The organism is Psychrobacter sp. NPDC078501 (assembly GCF_044900935.1).
Classification (GTDB): domain Bacteria; phylum Pseudomonadota; class Gammaproteobacteria; order Pseudomonadales; family Moraxellaceae; genus Psychrobacter.
Genome location: NZ_JBJDOS010000003.1, coordinates 250135 through 268507 on the forward strand (window position 1 = coordinate 250135; position 18373 = coordinate 268507).

General features: G+C 43.2%; 14 protein-coding genes. 6 read left to right on the plus strand and 8 right to left on the minus strand.

The window, feature by feature from the left end; all coding sequences use genetic code 11:
- Window positions 1-34 precede the first annotated feature (34 nt).
- Window positions 35-958 carry a DMT family transporter gene (locus tag ACI2IW_RS06825; RefSeq protein WP_404693138.1) on the minus strand — a complete coding sequence of 308 codons (924 nt, stop codon included), beginning with the start codon at window positions 956-958 and terminating at the stop codon, window positions 35-37.
- Window positions 959-1562: 604 nt separating this feature from the next.
- On the opposite strand from ACI2IW_RS06825, the gene ACI2IW_RS06830 reads away from it, so the two are divergent.
- Window positions 1563-1976: a hypothetical protein gene (locus ACI2IW_RS06830; protein WP_165597771.1), complete on the plus strand. Its 414-nt coding sequence runs from the start codon at window positions 1563-1565 to the stop codon at window positions 1974-1976.
- Window positions 1977-2046: 70 nt separating this feature from the next.
- On the opposite strand, the gene ACI2IW_RS06835 is transcribed toward ACI2IW_RS06830, so the two are convergent.
- On the minus strand, window positions 2047-2637 hold the full coding sequence (locus ACI2IW_RS06835) for a hypothetical protein (RefSeq protein ID WP_404693139.1): 591 nt from the start codon (window positions 2635-2637) through the stop codon (window positions 2047-2049).
- Between the two features lie 229 nt (window positions 2638-2866).
- On the opposite strand from ACI2IW_RS06835, the gene ACI2IW_RS06840 reads away from it, so the two are divergent.
- Window positions 2867-3871, plus strand: a complete 1005-nt coding sequence (locus ACI2IW_RS06840) for a lipoate--protein ligase (RefSeq protein ID WP_404693140.1) — start codon at window positions 2867-2869, stop codon at window positions 3869-3871.
- Window positions 3872-4070: 199 nt separating this feature from the next.
- On the opposite strand, the gene ACI2IW_RS06845 is transcribed toward ACI2IW_RS06840, so the two are convergent.
- Window positions 4071-5312: a serine hydrolase domain-containing protein gene (locus ACI2IW_RS06845; RefSeq protein ID WP_404693141.1), complete on the minus strand. Its 1242-nt coding sequence runs from the start codon at window positions 5310-5312 to the stop codon at window positions 4071-4073.
- Between the two features lie 159 nt (window positions 5313-5471).
- A complete protein-coding gene (locus ACI2IW_RS06850) occupies window positions 5472-7607 on the minus strand; it encodes an FAD-dependent oxidoreductase (RefSeq protein ID WP_404693142.1) in 2136 nt (711 codons plus the stop codon).
- 403 nt (window positions 7608-8010) lie between these two features.
- Between ACI2IW_RS06850 and ACI2IW_RS06855 the strand changes: the two genes are divergently transcribed.
- Window positions 8011-9675 carry an AMP-binding protein gene (locus ACI2IW_RS06855; protein ID WP_404693143.1) on the plus strand — a complete coding sequence of 555 codons (1665 nt, stop codon included), beginning with the start codon at window positions 8011-8013 and terminating at the stop codon, window positions 9673-9675.
- 107 nt (window positions 9676-9782) lie between these two features.
- Here ACI2IW_RS06855 and ACI2IW_RS06860 read toward each other — a convergent pair whose 3' ends face one another.
- From ACI2IW_RS06860 to hemA, 4 genes are all read right to left on the minus strand, one after another.
- A complete protein-coding gene (locus tag ACI2IW_RS06860; protein ID WP_404693144.1) occupies window positions 9783-10202 on the minus strand; it encodes a DUF6691 family protein in 420 nt (139 codons plus the stop codon).
- A gap of 98 nt (window positions 10203-10300) precedes the next feature.
- Window positions 10301-10738, minus strand: a complete 438-nt coding sequence (locus tag ACI2IW_RS06865; protein ID WP_404693145.1) for a YeeE/YedE family protein — start codon at window positions 10736-10738, stop codon at window positions 10301-10303.
- 235 nt (window positions 10739-10973) lie between these two features.
- Entirely contained in the window at window positions 10974-12110 is a 1137-nt protein-coding gene (locus ACI2IW_RS06870; RefSeq protein ID WP_404693146.1) for an aminotransferase class V-fold PLP-dependent enzyme, read from the minus strand.
- Window positions 12111-12468: 358 nt separating this feature from the next.
- Window positions 12469-13878 (minus strand): glutamyl-tRNA reductase, encoded by a 1410-nt coding sequence (gene hemA, locus ACI2IW_RS06875; RefSeq protein WP_404693147.1) that lies wholly within the window; start codon window positions 13876-13878, stop codon window positions 12469-12471.
- A gap of 551 nt (window positions 13879-14429) precedes the next feature.
- On the opposite strand from hemA, the gene ACI2IW_RS06880 reads away from it, so the two are divergent.
- The 3 genes from ACI2IW_RS06880 to ispE all read left to right on the plus strand — a co-directional run bounded on the left by ACI2IW_RS06880 (window position 14430) and on the right by ispE (window position 18266).
- The gene (locus ACI2IW_RS06880; RefSeq protein WP_404693148.1) at window positions 14430-16385 is read left to right on the plus strand and encodes a hypothetical protein; all 1956 of its coding nucleotides are present in this window, start codon (window positions 14430-14432) and stop codon (window positions 16383-16385) included.
- Window positions 16386-16577: 192 nt separating this feature from the next.
- Window positions 16578-17210 (plus strand): lipoprotein insertase outer membrane protein LolB, encoded by a 633-nt coding sequence (gene lolB / locus ACI2IW_RS06885; protein ID WP_404693149.1) that lies wholly within the window; start codon window positions 16578-16580, stop codon window positions 17208-17210.
- Window positions 17211-17300: 90 nt separating this feature from the next.
- Window positions 17301-18266, plus strand: coding sequence for a 4-(cytidine 5'-diphospho)-2-C-methyl-D-erythritol kinase (gene ispE, locus ACI2IW_RS06890; RefSeq protein WP_404693150.1), 966 nt, complete (start codon window positions 17301-17303; stop codon window positions 18264-18266).
- Window positions 18267-18373: the final 107 nt, after the last annotated feature.

Sequence of the window (18373 nt, forward strand, 5' to 3'; positions counted from 1 at the left end):
AAAGGCTACGAAGACAGTTTACCGTAGCTTAAACTCACGTCGTCCGCGTGGGATTCTTTGGTTGTAGCATTTTTTTAATAGACAGCTCTAATGACAGATATGTACCAAACAATATCACTATTGAACCAATGATGGCTTGGATATTTAGGGCTTCACCAAGCAGTAGATACCCTAAAATGATGGCAAAAATCGGAATGACTAAAGTAATACTGGTGGCGCGCGTCGGGCCAATATTTTTAATCAGCTGATTCATAAAGATAAGCGCAATGGCTGTCGAAAATACACCGATACATATCACTGATACCCACGCCTTTATGCTGATATCTTTACCATAAGGGAACTCATTAAAAGCCACAGGCAGCATAATGATACTACCGATAATGAGCGAACCTGCGGTGATAGCGACTGGCGATACTTCATACAGATAGTTTTTGGTGATGTTGGCCCCAAGCGCATAACCTACACAGGCCAGTAGCGCGTAACCCATCGGTAATAGACCTTCGACCAACCCTTTGCCTGGCTCACCGCCACTAAATAAGCTTTCGCTCATCAGTATGATTACCCCAATCACTCCGATGACCAAACCAAGTGCTTGTTTTTTTGATAATCTATCTTTAAAGAAGACTCTAGCGATAAAACCACTCATCATCGGCACAGAGGCATTTAGTACGGCTAGCACGCCTGCGTTCACTGATTGCGCGGAAAATGAGAACAACACAAAAGGCAGCGCTGCTGAAAACAAGCCAACGAGCGCTAGCATTTTCCAATGCTCCTTGATGCCTACTCTGTTTTTCTTATTTAATAATACAAAGACCAACATGACCAATCCGGCAAATATCACACGCAAACTGGCAAATGCCAATGAGCCAAACTCAGGCACGCCGATACGATAAAAAACGAAGGAGAGTGACCACATAAAAGAGAGCGTCACAAAGATGATGAGGTCACGGTTGGTCATTGGGTAATCCTATTAAGCGCTTAGACTGCGTTTACCAACTCGTGTCGGTCATAAGCGTCTGATGCGTTGGGAAAATTATCATGTGATTAAAAACTCATGATGATAACTTTTTAATTGTTTGATGGGTAATTTTTTATAAAATTTATAGTCAGTTTTTATCTACTTATTAATTTTTCTAGCACAGTTTCAAGGTTTTCACCTTTTAATAATTTATAAATTTGGACAAATCCCTTTTATTAGGCAGCATATAGCAAGCAGCGCTAATCCTATTATTCATATACTTTAGCCTATTCCAGCACCTTTCTATTCACATACTAAAGAACTCCAAAGTCATCCTTAAGTAAGTCATCCGTTCAATACCTATAAAAACAGACTTACAGTCATAGCAAACCCTTCTCATAACCCTGTTCTACGTCAGCTATTCTTAATAATGCTGATGTTAAAAGTAGCTTTAATACATCAGTTCAAGATTTTCTTAAAATATATTAGTTGATATTTGTTTACTAATTTTCTACTATCTAAAAGGTATTGGTTAGTATTTGGCAATACAAACAATAGATGACAAACATCATTAGTAGGATTTATAAATTATTGAGGAATGATTATGAAAAGGATAGCGTTATTTATCGGTATGATATCAGTTGCAACGGCAGGTTTTTGCGGGGTTGGTCAGTTCTCAGATGAGACTACTTGCTATGTTTATAAACAAGATAAACTGCAAAAAAAGCTAAACTGTCAGTATGAGGGCGCTGAGGGTGCAGCGATGAGTTATAGTTTTAGACAGGTCTCCTATAACCTGCCAGGATTTGGCAAAATGGCAACCTCTACCAGTGCAAACTATAATGACCGTAATGAAGTGACTGGATGGACGACCACTGTCAATGACGAGCCAGCGATCATCAGATATCGTCTGCCAACCAATCAGCGTATTGTCAGTGATGCCTATGCGCAGTCTGGTAAAGCGGTTATGCAATGTTATCTTAGTACAAAATCGCAGTGGGAGATTTGTGCTAAATAGTAGTTATGAGTGTTGACAATGACTAATGACCAATGACTCGTGCAAAATATCTGACATTTATAGACGAGATTCAAACCTCTTCTGAACCTAATTTCTTAATAGCCTTATCAATATTTTGTAATTGCTCATTGGTTTTTATTAGAGTTTCTGAGATTTTCCTATCCCAATTCAAGTCAGAAATATCTGTCTGATAGAATGCTTCAACAAAAATTTGAGATGAACTATCTAACTCCTTAAATCGAAACTTAGAATTTGCTCTTTTGTATTGAGCCTTGACTACAATGTTGTCTCTACCAATATATTTTTTTAATCCTCCATATTGGCCCCAAGTAATAATTACTTTTTGACTCGGAGCTAAATAGGGTATTCCGGTTGTTATAGGACCAGAACTCATTGCCTTCGGCATATCATCAGGCTCTTTTATACCGAACGCTTTTTCAGGTAATTCCCTTGATGTCTTAAAACTTATATTTTCTGCTGGGCCTTTACCTATGTTTTCAATAATTAGAATTATAACTGATGGGCGTTTCTTATCTGTATCAGCGTAAACTATAACTTCTGGATCAGTTGAGGAGCGGTATACAGCATAAGTAATAATAGTCGACGCTGTTGCTATCAACGCCATAAATACAGATACCCAATTCACCCATTCTATTTGCATGAAAATATTTCCAAAAAGCTAACGTTAGTAGGTCAGGCCCAATTTTCAACTACTTTACCAGTTTGTTAAGCTATAAATCTTAGTTTTTAAAAATATGCTCAACGTCTTCAAATTGTAAAATCAACCTCCCTGTTGGACAGCCATTGAATTACAACCCTGCATCGGTAAGAATGGTGTTACTTATTCATAAAACCTGCTCACCAACCCAGTTTATTAACGAGTCAAATACATGAAACTGCGCATTCTAAAATCTGCTGTGACCAATCCTTGGTTTAATCTTGCCACCGAAGATTGGATATTTAATACGCTCAATCCCGACTCTCATACTCTATTTTTATGGCGTAACTCTGAGACCGTGGTTATTGGACGCTCACAAAATCCATGGGTAGAGTGCAAAACCGATAAGATGGAAGCAGACGATGTATTTTTAGCGCGGCGTCAGAGCGGCGGCGGCGCTGTGTTCCATGACTTGGGTAATACCAACTTTACTTTTCTATCGCCCAGTGATGCTTACGACCAAGAAGCAAACTTCACTATCATCATCAATGCGCTTCAGAAACTCGGCATAGGCGCCACGCTGTCTGGTCGCAATGACATGCAGGTCGGCGACCGCAAAATATCGGGCAGCGCATTTAGACATGCAGCCGATCGCAGCTTTCATCATGGCACATTGCTGGTCAATGCCAATATGCAAAAGCTTGGCGACTATCTAAACCCGCATCCACTAAAGCTTAAAGCAAAAGGCATCAAATCTGTGCGTGCTCGCGTGGCAAACTTGGTAGATTTTAATGAGGCTATCAATCACGAGACCTTGTCTAATGCGATTATCGAAGCGTTCTGTGAATATCATGGAGAGACTGCACAGGTCGAGCAATTAGATGAGGCCAGCCTTGCTAAGCAACCGACGCTAAACGCTTACTATCAGCAGATGGCAGACTGGGATTGGCGCTTTGGTAAAACGCCTGAGTTCACCCATCATATCGAGACGCGCTTTGATTGGGGCATGATGGATGTACATATGGATGTGAAGCAAGCCATAATTACAGAGGTTGTTATCTTCTCTGACGCGCTAAATGTTGAGCTTATCGACCTGCTTAAGAATACATTGACTGGTATTAAATATAACAAGAAAGAAATTCAAGATAAACTCGATGAATTAGCAAAAGCGCAACCTGAGTTGGCAGCGCAAGTTAGTGATTTTGAGCAGTGGTTGGTTGGCGAGATGGAAAGTTAGCCTTCAAACATAGCAAAATTTTGATTCAAAAATTAAGAACAACAACTTGTAAGAACACTTGCGAAGACAAAAGATAGCAGGATTAATGGCTAACCTGACTGCCTGATAGTTTTGCTACCTGATATCTTCGTAAGTGTGTTTGCAATAGAGACGACTTATCTGTTCGGATTGCTCGAATAACATTCTATTTAACAATCCATTATTCATTAGCTAACTTAGGTGAACCCTCTAAATCATCTAAATCAGCCAAACTATCCAAAATAGCTTTGACTTCGGTAACGTACTGACCCAAGTCCGGCTCTAAATGAAAACCTGCTACCGACGTAGGTAAGCCTTTTTGCTTGCCTAGCCTAACGATAATTGCATTCTCTTCGGGTAAGACCAACACTCGCTGACCTAAGTGACCAAGCATCGCATAAAATGGAATTGGACTGTCCATATCCGTCCATACCGAGTGTCCGTATATTTGCGCTTGCCCTTCTGTGAATGCTGCTGCATTTGGCGTAACCATAAAATCAACATGCGCTTTGCTCAGCAATTGCTCACCTTGCCACTCACCACCATTCAACAGCAGCTGTCCGAATTTCGCGAAATCTAGTGCACTAGCGCTTAAGCAGCAATACACTTTTTCGATATTTTGTGAGCCATCGAGCGACCAATAAGCATCACCTTTCATACCTAGCGGCTGCCAAAACTTCTCTTCTAAATAGCTAGAAATCGTATAGCCATGCGCTTCTAATGCACGTGATAACGCAATACCTAGCAGCTGAGTATCACCAGAGGAGTAATCAAACTGACCACCGCACTGCTCTACAAAAGGTCGGCTGGTAATATGCTTTACTAGGTCATTCCCATAGTAGGATTTTGCTGTGGGATTGACTGGGAAATAATAATCTTCTGTCCAATCATAGCCTGATGTCATCGCCGATAAATCCGCAAGCGTACAGTTTTGGGCATATTCACTGTCTGCATACTCAGGCAGCAGCTTAGTAATTGGTTCGTCGATACTAGAGATATAACCATCTTCTACCGCTTTGAGATACAGTATGGTGGTGACGGTTTTTGCCATAGAAAAGCTGTTGGTGTGCGAGTCGCCACTGTAGCCCTGCCAGTAGTTCTCATATAGTAGCTTGCCGTCTTTGATAATAGCAAAGGCCACGGTTTGGTCGGTATCTAAGGCATTTTGTAAGGTAGGTGTCAGGGAGATATTGCCGAAGTTGGTATCCTTATCCCACTCTATAGGACCTTTTGTGCTAATAATCCGATTATCGAAATCTTTGTAATCATCTATATTAGCAGTGGTCTCACCTTTGAAATAAGTTAGTTGTATGCCTCGGAAAATATAGGCATTGCCAGTCACCACTAAACCTAGGCTAATAACTATCAGTAGTCCTATGATAGGTAGCACTATCCATTTAAATAACATTCTTAATATAGCCATCGTAAAATCCTTTTAATATGGCAAAGTTTTGTTTCTGCTGATTTCAGTGTATTAGCATCAGCAGGTGAGCTATACATATAAATACAGCCTATCTAAATAAAAAAGAACGGCAAGAGATATACCCTCGCCGTCCATTATTTAACATTCATGCTAAAGAGTTTAGATCTGAGCGGCGACTTCAGCACCATCACGAATCGCACGTTTGGCATCTAGTTCAGCTGCTAGCTTAGCACCGCCGATTAGGTGATATTGCGCGTCTGGCGCATCGCCAACATTTGGCATCAGCTCAACGACTGACTCTTGACCGGCACAGACAACGACGCTATCGACACGTAATAACTGGCTTTGACCTTGTGGGTTAGTCACCCAGATACCTTCGTTGGTGATTTTGTCATATTGCACGCCAGCAACTTGGATCACGCCGTGAGATTTAATATGCGCACGATGTACCCAGCCTGAGGTTTTGTTCAGACCACTACCCAAACGGCCTTTGCTACGCTGCATCAAATACACTTGGCGAATCGGTTTGATCGCATGTGGTCTGACCAGACCACCATCACTTTGATAGTCGGTATCATTGGTCACACCCCACTCTTCGCGCCACTCGCTGATAGACTGTGGTTCAGGACGATAGCTTGGATCTTTTAGTCCCTCAGGACCGATCTCATCCAGTGACTTACCATGATTGGCTGTCAGATACTCACTTACATCAAAGCCAATACCACCAGCACCGATGACCGCTACTGTGTTACCCACTGCTTTTTCGCCAGACAGCAGCTCAGCATAGCTCATGACTTGTGGCAGCTCAGCACCTTCGAGCTTACCTTCTAGACTTCTAGGTACGACACCCGTTGCCACGATGACATGATGGAACTTAGCTTTTTCGAGCATGTCCTTATCGACTTTGGTATTCAGTTTAATCTCAACACCCAAGTGCTCAAGCTCATTGATATAGTAGCGAATAGTTTCAAAGAACTCTTCTTTACCAGGAATAACTTTAGCGTAGTTAAACTGCCCGCCTAGCACGTCTTTTGCTTCAAACAGAGTTACGTCATGACCACGTAAGGCTGCCACATGAGCGGCTGACATACCAGCGACACCGCCGCCGATGACGGCGACTTTTTTCGGTTTTTTGGTTTTTTTATAGACCAGCTCAGTCTCATAACAGGCTTGCGGATTGACCAAACAAGTCGAGCGTTTGTTTTCGAACGTATGGTCGAGGCAGGCTTGGTTACAAGCAATACAGGTGTTAATGCGATCTGTCTGACCGTTTTTGGCTTTATTGACCCAGTGCGCATCAGCCAAGAATGGACGCGCCATCTGAATCATATCTGCTTGACCAGTCGCAACGATTTCTTCTGCTGTTTCTGGCATGTTGATACGGTTAGCCGCCATCATCGGAATACTAATATGCTTTTTGATTTCAGCAGTGAAATCAACAAAAGCGGCTCGTGGTACGCTAGTCACGATAGTCGGCACACGCGCTTCATGCCAGCCAATACCAGTGTTCATGATGGTTACGCCCGCTTCTTCTAGTGCCTTAGCCACGGTGATGACTTCATCCATGACGTTACCGTCTTTGACCAAATCAATCACTGATAAACGGAATAGAATAATAAAATCTTCGCCAGTCGCCTCACGTACCGCTTTGACCACGTCGACAGCGAACTTCATACGACCATGAATATCACCACCATAGATGTCTTTACGCTTATTCACATGACTTGATAAAAACTGGTTGAGCAAATAGCCCTCAGAACCCATGATTTCGACGCCATCATAGCCTGCTTGCTTGGCAAGTTTGGCTGAGCGAGCATAGTCTTTTACCGTTTGCTCGATGTTTTTGATGCTCATCTTGCGTGGCTTAAACGGTGAGATTGGAGATTTAATCGGGCTAGATGATACGGCAAATGGATGATAGCCATAGCGACCACTGTGTAATATCTGCATGATGATTTTGCTATCGTGCTTGTGCACAGCACGGGTAACGCGCTGGTGATTGATAACGTCAGCTTTAGTATTCATTGTTCCGCCAGCAGGCAACAACCAACCTTCGCGATTGGGCGAGATACCGCCAGTAATCATCATTGCCACGCCGCCCTTGGCACGTTCTGCAAAATACGCCGCCAGCTTGCCATAATTATAAAAACGGTCTTCAAGCCCAGTATGCATTGAGCCCATCACCATACGGTTTTTTAGCGTAGTAAAGCCCAAATCTAGCGGCTCAAATAAATGTGGATAGTGTTCATTGGTGCTAGCGGTTTGGATCGTATTGGCACTATGGCTGGCAGACATATCATTTTCCTTATGAATAGTTTATGAGGCTACTTTTTAAAAACGGCTTTTTAGAATTAGTGGGCCTAAGGGGTTTAGCATCATCGATATCGTAACACACCGCGATTATTGTCAGCTATGCAGACAAGCGACTGATGAGTGAGCACTATATTAATTGCTATAACGAGCGGGACGGTGTATCAGGCGGTACTGTGGCATATGGTTAAGCAAACACCACAAAACCTAGCCAACTTTTGAGGTAGATTATATACCGTTAGTTTAATGTCACTTAGAGATTAGACTAAGATATAAATCGATAAATATCGACTTATACCTATAATTTCTATGCTAGATTACTGTACTAAAGAACATACTGACGTTAATGTACTGACGCATTATAGAAATACGATAAAGGACTATCATCATGACAGATTTCCATACAGGTCTTGGCAAAAATGCCGCCAACCATCAACCACTTACTCCTATTGATTTCATCATTCGTAGCGCGCAAGTTTATCCTAATAAGACTGCCATCATTTATGACGACCTAGAACACAATAACCTCACTCAGACATGGCAACAGACTTATACTCGCTGTCGCCAACTGGCTGATGGCCTGCGCAAACTGGGTATTGATAAAAACGACACTGTAGCCGTGATGCTACCGAACACGCCAGCGATGGTCGAATGCGCCTTTGGTGTGCCGATGTCAGGCGGTGTCCTCTGTACTTTGAACACCCGACTCGATATCAATGCGCTTACCTTTTGTTTGCAGCATTCCGAAGCGAAGGTATTAATTTTAGATAGTGAATTTGCTGAGCATGCTGAGATTATCGATGAGACTTTTCCAGACTTAATCGTCATTCATTCAACGGACAAAGCAGTCGATGTCGAGCGTTTTGGACACATGAGTTATGAAGCATTGGTAGCCAGCTCAGACAGTTTGGATAACTGGGAAAAACCATCAGACGAGTGGGATGCGATTGCACTGAATTATACCTCTGGCACCACAGGCAAACCCAAAGGTGTGGTCTATCATCATCGCGGCGCGACCCTCAATGCTGTTTCTAATATTTTGGATTGGGACATGCCCAAACACCCCATGTATCTATGGACGCTGCCGCTTTTTCACTGTAACGGTTGGTGCTTTCCGTGGACCATTGCCGAGCGTGCTGGGGTCAATGTGTGCTTGCGAAAAATCGATGCTGATTTGATATTGCAGCTGATTGCCAAGCATCAGGTCACTCATTATTGTTCTGCGCCTGTGGTACACAATATGATTGCAGGCGGCAAACCTGAGTATAAAGACGCTATCACCCATACGGTCAAAGGCTGGGTCGCTGGTGCACCGCCGTCTGAAACCATGCTGGCTGCAATGGAAGCAATGGGCTTTCATATCTCGCATGTCTACGGCCTCACTGAAGTATACGGGCCAGTGACGGTCTGCGCTGAGCAGGAAGAATGGAATGAGCTTGATGTAGCCACACGCGCCCAAAAGAAATCACGCCAAGGCATGACTTCTCACTTGATGGCAGGGTTTGAGGTATTTAAACAAGGTACTACCGAGCCAGTCGCCGCTGACGGAGAAGAGATGGGTGAGCTGGCGCTACGTGGCAATATGGTGATGAAAGGCTATCTAAAAAGCCGCAAGGCTACCGAAGAGGCATTCGCTGATGGCTGGTTCCGCACAGGCGATTTGGGTGTTAAGTACCCTGATGGCTATATCAAAATCATGGACAGGTTAAAAGATATTATCATCTCAGGCGGTGAGAATATCTCTAGTATCGAGGTAGAAAACGTCTTGTATAAACTACCTGCGATTGAGAGCTGTGCCGTCGTCGCCGCGCCACATGATAAATGGGGTGAAGTGCCCGTTGCCTTTATCGAGATTCACGCTGGTAGCACGCTGCAACGTGATACGGTGATGGAGCATTGCAGTCAGCATCTAGCAGGCTTTAAAGTGCCCAAATATATTGTCTTTGCTGAAATACCGAAGACCAGTACTGGTAAAGTGCAAAAATTTGAGCTACGCCAAGCAGCAAAATCATTGGCACACGAAACGCCAAAAGTAACCGCCAGTGCGAAATAGAGCGGCGACTTGTTAAGTCATATCGTCAATTAACATTCATCAAAAAGGTTAGCTACATATAGCTGACCTTTTTTGAGCGCTCGTCTATTTATATAAAACTGACTATATTAGCCAAGCTTAGGCTCAAACCACTGATAAACTAGCATTCCTATAATCATGGCAGGAATAAAGACATAGGCTTGCCATTGACCAGTACCGAGCAACACAATTCCTGGTCCTGGGCAAATACCAACTAGCCCCCAGCCGATACCGAACAACATCGCACCGATAAGCAATTTTTTATTAATGACAGTTTTGCTCGGCATATCAATTGGTGTGCCAATCCAACTGCTCTGTTGACGCTTTGCCAATCGCACACCGAAGAAAGCGACGATCAGACCACCACCCATCACCAGTGCAAGGGAGATATCCCATGCGCCAAAGATATCCAAAAACCCTTGTACTTTAACAGGATTGGTCATACCTGACACCAGTAGTCCCAGTCCAAACAGCAATCCTGCTAGCAATCCGATTATATTTTTTAGCATCGTCGTATCTCGCTATTATTATTTTTTATTAACCATCATATGTCGTTAGCGCGTTAGCCCAGCTATCAATCTTCATCTGGCAATATGCCATGAGTTCGCTATAGTAGGCCTAGTACGTGTCGACCGATATAAACGGTCACAATTCCAAACAGCATAAAGGTGACAGTCGCTGCCAATGACCGTGGAGACAGCCGTGCATTACCACAGATACCATGTCCACTCGTGCATCCAGAACCTAAACGCGTGCCAAAACCGACCAGTAACCCTGCTCCAATCAATAATGGCAAAGAGCTACTGATAGCTACCTCAGGTAGTGGTCTTGCCAACTGATATAACAGCGGTGAGATGACCAAACCCAGTATAAATAGCACCTGCCACATCTCTACACGCTTGGGTTTTAGCAAGCTTGAAAAAATGCCACTGATACCTGCTATACGGCCAATACCTAGCAGTAAGATAACCGTCGCTACGCCTAGCATTAGACCACCAATTAAGGAGATCGGCGTAAATGCTTGCCAGTCTATTTGTATTCTCATAACGGACTACCTAATTAAGTTTATTAAATACGTGTTTGAGTTTTAATTTATAAAAATACATTATATTATAAAATATAATAAAAAGGTAAAAAAATACTGAACCTAGCATAATGCTAATAGTTCAGTATTTTTTATAACTGTTAGGACTGTACCGCAAAGGCTTCAAAAAAGGCAGTGAAAAAGACTTAATAAGCTATCACATTACTATCTTTATCAGCCCTCTTAATTGTTATTTTTACTGGCCCAGCACTTTATCAAGTGCCGTTTCAAAACGCGCTACTGTGCCATCGATATCAGTCAATTTATCCAAGCCAAATAGACCCAAACGGAAAGTTTTAAAATTATCAGGCTCGCCCACTTTTAATGGTACGCCAGCCGCGATTTGCACCCCGATTTCAGCGAACGCGCTACCTTTATGCATGTCATCACGATCAGTATAAGAGACGATAACGCCAGGTGCTTTAAAACCTTCGGCAGCAACGCTCTCAACGCCTTTGGCTTCTAATACTTCGCGGATACGTTTGCCAAGTGTCCACTGCGCGTCACACAGTTTATCAAAACCGATTGCTTTGGCTTCATTCACAGCATCACGGAACTGACGTAAGCTGTCTGTCGGCATAGTCGCATGGTACGCATGACCGCCATTTTCGTAAGCACGCATGATGTTCAACCATTGCTTTAGGTCGATACTAAAGCTATCAGATTCAGTGCTGTCCACTTTTTTGACAGCAGCATCGCTTAGCATGACCAAGCCAGCGCCCGGCGTACTGCTCCAACCCTTTTGCGGTGCGCTAATCAGCACATCAATACCCAATGCTTTCATATCTAGCCATACGCAACCTGAAGCAATACAGTCAATGACTAACAATCCGCCAACGCTATGCACAGCTTCGCTCAACGCTTTGATATAGTCATCTGACAAGATGATACCCGATGAGGTTTCGACATGCGGGGCAAATACAACTGCTGGTTTTTCTTCTTTGATTTTGGCTACGGCAACGTCGATATCGACTGGAGCAAACGGCTTTGGCGACTCACTATTATCAGCACGATTGGCCGTGAGGACTGTAGATGACTTGGCGATTTTGCCTTTTTCTAGGATTTGCGTCCAACGATAGCTGAACCAACCATTACGAATGATTAGGCAGTCCTCATCATTTGCCAACTGACGAGCGACTGCTTCCATACCATAAGTACCAGAACCAGGAACGATCACCACGGCGTCCGCGTTATACACAGATTTTAGGTCACTAGATAGGTCGTTCATCACTTGCTGAAAGGCTTTTGACATATGGTTTAGCGCACGATCGGTGTAAACCACTGAATACTCTAATAAGCCGTTTGGATCGATATCTTGACGTAATGCAGGCATTGAACACTCCTAGTGTATGGTTAGATAATATGCGACATGGATTAGATAGCACTATAATCAAGTGCTATTATTCTTGATGGTGAGGTCTTGCGCTGTCTAGAGATGCGTTGTTTTTAAACAAATAAAAACCAAAGAACACTGGTGAAGTCTACTAACGTGAAGTTAATATATTTATAGTCATATTACGAGCAAACACCAGCACATATCTTGACCTAAGCCATCCATGAGAGCTTGATATTAGCACTGATACTGAAGGTTGACAACGATACGCTCAGGCAACGATATGACTTGCGCTATTGAGCATTTATTGGTAGGTATTGATTGATAAATTTTGATTTATAAAGCCACGATGAAAGCATCAGTGCCCTCGATGAGCATCTTGTAGTCCTGACACCACGAAGTCTAGCAACTCACTGTCGCCTTCGCGTGCGGCTTTGCGCATCAGTTTCGATGGCGCATGGGTCAGTGTTTGAGTCAAACGTCGTGATAGCTCAGTGATGATATCTTCTGGACTGACATCGTCTTGTTGCAGCTTAGCAATAGATTCATGCAGCAGCTTATCCACCTGACCTTGAGTACACGCACGATACTGCTGAATGTCTTTGCCAACTTGGCGAACCTGAAAGCGACGGTCTATCTCAACCACCAATTGGCTCACTAGCAGTTCAGCATCCACTGCGGCTTGGCGACGCTGCTCGATATTACCTGCAATCACATGCTGCAAGTCATCGACAGAGTACAGATAAACATCATCAATGCGGCTAATAGTCGAATCGATATCGCGCGGTACGGCCAAATCTATCATAAGCATTGGCTGATAACGGCGACGCTTTAACGCTTGTATAGTCATTGTCTTATCAATCAGCAAATCCATACTACCACTACAACTGCTAACGATATCGGCTTCCGCCAATACTTGCGGCAACTCTTGTAAGGGTCTAACGTCTACGCGGCGATTAGCACCACGTAGTTCAGCCGCTAATGCTTCGGCACGTTCGGGGTTACGGTTACAGATAATGACTCGTCCGACCCCTAACCCTGCGATATGGGTGGCAACCAAGCGATTCATCTCACCTGCCGCAACGACCAAAAGCGTACGACTGGGTAAATCATCAAATATCTGTGTGACCAGTTTAGCTGCAGCAAAACTAAGCGATACAGCCTGTGCGCCAACCTGTGTCTCATTACGCACTCGTTTGGCGGCAGCGAATACTTGATCGATGATCCAGCCTAGCTGATTACTGAGTACTTTTTGGTCTTGAGCCAGATGCACAGAGTTTTTGATTTGACCGAGAATCTGCGGCTCACCCAGTATCATAGAGTCGAGACCAGCCGCTACTCTTAACCAATGAGTCAATGCATGAGTATCACGATGTACATAGAGATAAGGATCAATATCAACGAGTGGTAGTTGCTTGAAGTCAGCCAGCCACGTTTTTATTTTGGTAATATGCGCACTAATCGCAGCAGACGAGATATTCATGCTACTACTAAAAGCATTATTGGATGACTGGCCAGCAGATTTGACATCTTGCAAATTGGGTAATTGTGAGTCAGATAATTGGTCATTAGCGTGCTGCGACGTTGACGTTTGTGGCACTAGCGCATAGATTTCGGTGCGGTTACAAGTAGAGACGATCACGCTACCATCAGTAAAGGCTTCTATTTGTTTGAGCGCGACATTTACATCGTCACCCACAAGCGCCAAGCGCTCTCGCAGAGCGACTGGTGCAGTTTTGTGATTGACCCCAATGACCACTAATCTCATTATCGATAGACCATAAACATGACGCTCAGTTGCCCCTTACGCTATCTTATTATTTTTAAAAGACAGTTTTTGACGACAGCGCTAAAAAGGAAGACCCTAAAAACCGCCTATTATATCATTATTGCGGGCTTTAATTAACACTCACCCATCTATGATAACCATATCTCTGTATCTGGTCGCAAATGTAACAAATCAACTACTCATACGATTTATAAAATCAATAGCTGGGTTTTGACTTATGGTCAATAATATAATGTTAAATCATTCGCTTACTCTATCTTAACTTGTTATATTTCTATAATATTCAGTTCGACAAACATATCTATATTTAATTATCTTCAGTATCGTTCTTTGGCAACGTGCTCGCTACTAGTAGCATATTCATACAGCCAGACATGCCAATACCTGAGTAACACGGATGCTATTGTTTATCTCATCGGTCTACTCTTATAATGTTTGTCATGGGTACATATTGCCAATAACTAACTTGAAATGATTAAAACAAACTTGCCTTATCTGTGTAGGTAAACCATGGGCGAATACGGCTATCTATGATTTTTTTTGGGTCATTACTTCGGTCACCACATCCCTATAGCGAATACTCTAGCTTCCGTGCTTTATTGCATGTCGCTATTGAGCGCCTGTGTCAACGGTATAAGCTAGCGTTGCCTCTAGCCGTGTGCCTGTGTTTGGCAGCCCCTGTTCATGCTAGCCATCCCGATGTATTGCTAGAAACAAAAATTCCTAAAGTAGCCGTTGCTACCGATACTAAAGCAGCTAACAATAAGCTAAATGGCAATAAAGTAAATAATGATAGTACTCTGTTCGATACACCTTATAATGAAGATACACTCACCATAGAGAATGTAAAAAATATTAATGGCCTAGCGCCAGCCAGTCTATGGCAACCTGAGCTTAGTGAACCAAGCTTGTACGCTCTACTGGATGCCGAGTTTGCTGCTGATCGCGATGACAAACGACGTGCGGTCTCTATTTATAAGCAACAGTCTTTTAAAGAAGATGCGACAGCGGTGTTTGAGAGAGCGCTTAGCCTGTCTTTGCGTAACGAAAGGGTTGAAGATTCATTACAGTTTGCCAAGACATGGCAAGACCAAAACCCTGACCACGTACCTGCTTGGTTTTATGTCGCGCATTTGGCTTTACGTGCCCACGACTATATATTAGCGGGTGAAACGTTAAACCGCATCTTGCGCTATGACCCACGCGCAGACTTAAGCGAAATCCTCATAGGTATTTACCCAAATAATGATGATGACAAGCGCGAGCTGCTTGCCGCGTTGCAGCCATTAGATAGTGAGCAAAACGCCTCATTGTCGGTATTAAAAGCGGGTTTACTCTATCAGTTTAACGAACCTGAAGTGGCTATCGTTCATATCAATCGAGCGCTAGAGCGTCAGCCAGACTATGTGCCTTTTATTACCTTAAAAGCCGATATATTGCGTAAAATCGTGACCGCAGAAACTGTCATTAATTATGTCAGTCAAGCTCGTCTACGTAACCCTGATAGTAAAAGCTTATATCTATATGAGATTCGCTATCTCTTAGATTTAAAGCAAAGCGAGCAAGCTTGGAAGTTACTACTTGAAGCGCATAGCCGCTTCAGCGATGATTCTGAGATTACTCTGCTCGCAGCCTTAGTGAGCTTGGATATTGAAGAGTACGCTAGTGCCGATGAGCTACTCAATATGCTTGCTAAGAGTCCAGCTTATCTTGATCAAGCCTATTATTATCTGGGTATCAGTGCTGAGCGTCAGCAGTTGTTCGATCAAGCCAAATACTATCTCAATGGCGTCATGCAAGAGGATTTGGTATTAGAAGCGCGTAGAAAGGTAGTGGCGTTTGAATTACTCGATAACGACGTCGATGGGGCAATCGCGACTTTAGAGAAGCTGCGCAAAGACTTCACAGTATTCGCGCCTGACACTTTTGTCATGCAAGCCGATATCTTATGGCAACAAAACGAGTCGGATGAAGCGCTGCGTCTACTAACCCGTGCCGCTCGTAAATATCCTGACAATGAGATGCTACTCTTTGCACGGGCTCAGCTTTTAGATGATAAAGAAGACTATGTTGTTAAGCGCACCCTGCTCAACCATTTGCAGGCTTTAGATCCTAGCAATTTATCCTATCAGTTGAGCTATGCACAGTTACTGCTGGCAAATGAGCGCAGCTCAGAGCAAGGTCTAGCGCTAGCTACCGCAATTATTCAGATTCGCTATGATGACCCACGTTATGATAACGACCTACATCTGCAAGCCTTAAATGTCTTGGCGGGCAATGCATTGGCCAAAGAGAACTATCAGCAGGTCATCGACTATCTACAGACACCTTATGATGTGCTGCCAACTCTGCGCTCAGGCACGCTGTTATTGCGCGCCTATCAAGGCTTAGGTAACAATGACAAAGTTGAGGCATTACTCGCAGATTTGCAGCAGCGCTTCTCATTTGGACAGCATAATATCAATGACCGCATACAGCTATATTAATAGCGCTGATTTTGGATATGTTATTCGAGCTTTGTAGTCACAGAGATATGATAGTTGATAAGGTTTTTATAAATAACGAAGCATTTATAAATTACAAGGTCGTTATAAGAAGCTAACAGCCGTGCATAACCGAGCAACAAATAACGCTTAAGCTAATATCTTTGTTCATCTTTCCATTTTTGAGAAACTATTATGTCAGCATCCATCACTTCTTTTAAACCAAATAAATTGGCTCTATTTACTGCTATAACTGCAGCAATGGTCATAACCTCTGGCTGTCAGTCATTAAAAACGGCCAACGCGACCAACCAGCCAACGACTACTGTACAAGGTCAAAACGCTGATCAACCCAAAAAGCTAGAGAGCTTTAATATCACGGGCAAGATTGGAGTGACGACACCTGCGAATGATTCGACCGGTACCCAAGGTGGTAGTGCGTTCTATGCATGGGGTCAGCAAAATGACCGATTTGCCATTGAGCTGATTGGCGCACTTGGTATTGGTAAAACCAACATCGAATACAATGGTCAGACCGCTACTCTAGTTAGCGAAAAGACAGGTACATTGACCGCTGATGATCCCGAAACCTTGCTAAAGAAAGCCACTGGTTGGCAAGCCCCAATTTCACAAATGCCTTACTGGATTTCTGGTCGCCCAGCGCCTTCAGATAGTGCGCCACAGCTGGATGATCAGAGCCGTTTAGTTAGCTCAGTCAATGGTGAGTGGACAGCCAGCTTTACTTATAAAGGTACGGATAAGCTACCTAGTAAAATTAGTGCAGTACAGCCACAAGGCAACAAAGTTGTAATGACGATCAATCATTAATCCATCTTTCATTAACAACAGAAAGCCTGCTAAAAACCATCATTGCTAATTAAGATAGCTGTTTATAACTGCACCTTATGATAAAAAAATATGACTGAAAATATAGCCGAACCATCTGTTTCTATGATTACCCGTTTATCACCTGCAAAACTCAATCTATTTTTGCACATCACGGGTAAACGTACCGACGGCTATCATAATTTGCAAACGGTTTTTCGCCTGCTTAACTGGGGCGATTACTTGCATTTTTCGGTCAGTGATGATGCTGTGATTTCTACTATAGCTAGTGAATTAAGTGCTAACCAATTCTGTCATCAGCTACTGATACTAGATAGTGCAGAGGCTATCACTACTAATATAGAAGACAATTTAATTTTCAAAGCGGCACGCGCATTGCTAGCATTTGCCATACAGTCAAACACTTTACCTGAGCAATTAGCACAAGTGCGCATCATTTTAGACAAGCACTTGCCAATGGGTGCAGGGTTAGGCGGTGGCTCATCTAATGCAGCAACGACTATGCTAGTGCTCAATGAGATTTGGCAGCTTAACTTTACTTGTGCTGAGCTCATAAAGATTGGCACGACTGTGGGTGCGGATGTACCTATATTTATCTTTGGGCAAGACGCTATTGCCATGGGAATTGGTGAAGAACTGACTACGATTGAGTTGCCTGACCAGCAATATTTAATCTTAACGCCTAACGCTCATGTAAATACTGCCAAACTATTTGCCCATCCTAAACTACAGCGAGATATCGCACCTCTATCGGTTGCAACTATCAAAAACCAATACGCTAATTATGTACAAACGCTCAATGCACCCTATCACAATGTTTTTACGTCAGTAGTGACTAGCCTCGCTCCTGCCGTTACAGATGCCTTGAATTATTTGCAGGGGTTAGAAGCGCAAGCACTGAGCATAGCACGCATGACTGGCTCTGGCAGTGCGGTATTTTTGCCTCTAGATGCGAGTGTGGCTACTAACAAAAAACTTGTGGCGAAGTGGATTGCAAATGCGCCTTGTGCAGGGTATATCGTTGGAAACTTAAAATAGCACATATAACCTTTAGATTTCTTATCATCTAAATAATGACAACGGTAGGATTGCCGATTTTAATTTGCTAAAATAGCGCCAGCAGTAACCTATGATGAATAAATACC